Origin of the sequence: Noviherbaspirillum galbum (assembly GCF_010974945.1) — a bacterium.
GTDB classification, from domain to species: Bacteria; Pseudomonadota; Gammaproteobacteria; order Burkholderiales; family Burkholderiaceae_D; genus Noviherbaspirillum; species Noviherbaspirillum galbum.
The window spans coordinates 1-949 of sequence record NZ_JAAIVB010000095.1 but is presented as its reverse complement, the minus strand read 5'-3'; the positions used below and the strand labels follow the sequence as shown (position 1 = coordinate 949).

At 63.9% G+C, this 949-nt stretch carries 1 protein-coding gene; it reads left to right on the top strand.

The window, feature by feature from the left end; all coding sequences use genetic code 11:
- Nucleotides 1-3 precede the first annotated feature (3 nt).
- A partial coding sequence (gene istA, locus G3574_RS28015; RefSeq protein ID WP_163968863.1) for an IS21 family transposase occupies nt 4-949 on the top strand: 946 nt, incomplete at its 3' end.

Sequence of the window (949 nt, the reverse complement as noted above, 5' to 3'; positions counted from 1 at the left end):
GGCATGTTTGCCAAGATTCGGCGGATGCATTTCCGCGAGCAGTTGTCCATCCGGGAGATCGAGAGGCGCACGAACCTGTCGCGCAATACGATCCGCAAGTGGCTGCGCGAGCCAGCCATGACCGAACCCCGCTATCCGGACCGGCAGGTGAAGAGCGTCGTTGACGCCTATGCCGAGCAGATCCGTACCTGGCTACAGACCGACAGCCACCGTCCTAAGCGGGACCGCCGTACCGCCCGGGTGATGTTCCAGGCGATTCAGGCGCAGGGCTACCCCGGTGGCTATGGCCGGGTCTGCGCCCTGATCCGCCGTCTGCAGCAAGAATTCTCCGAGAATCCCAACCGCAAGGCCTTCGTGCCACTGGCGTTCGCCCATGGTGAGGCGTTCCAGTTCGACTGGAGCTGCGAGTACGCCTGGATTGGCGGCCTGCGACGCCGGCTGGAGGTGGCGCACTGTAAGCTGGCGTCGTCACGGGCGTTCTGGCTGGTGGCCTATGCTTCTCAAAGCCACGAGATGTTGTTCGATGCCCATACCAGGTCGTTTGCCGCCTTCGGTGGCATCCCGCGGCGCGGGATCTACGACAACATGAAGACCGCGGTCGACAAGGTTGGCCGTGGCAAGGAGCGCAACGTCAATGCGCGCTTCGAGGCGATGTGCGGTCATTACCTGTTCGAGCCCGAGTTCTGCAACCGGGCCTCTGGCTGGGAGAAGGGCATCGTCGAGAAGAACGTACAGGACCGGCGCCGGCAGATCTGGGTGGCTGCGGCCGACCAGCGCTGGACGAGTCTGGCGCAACTAAACGACTGGCTGGCCGACACTTGCCGGCACGCCTGGGATGACATGGCGCATCCCGAGTGGCCAGAGATGACGATTGCCGAGGTGCTCCAAGATGAACGGCTACAGCTCATGCCGGTTCCGCGGGCGTTCGACGGCTATGTCGAGCAGCCGG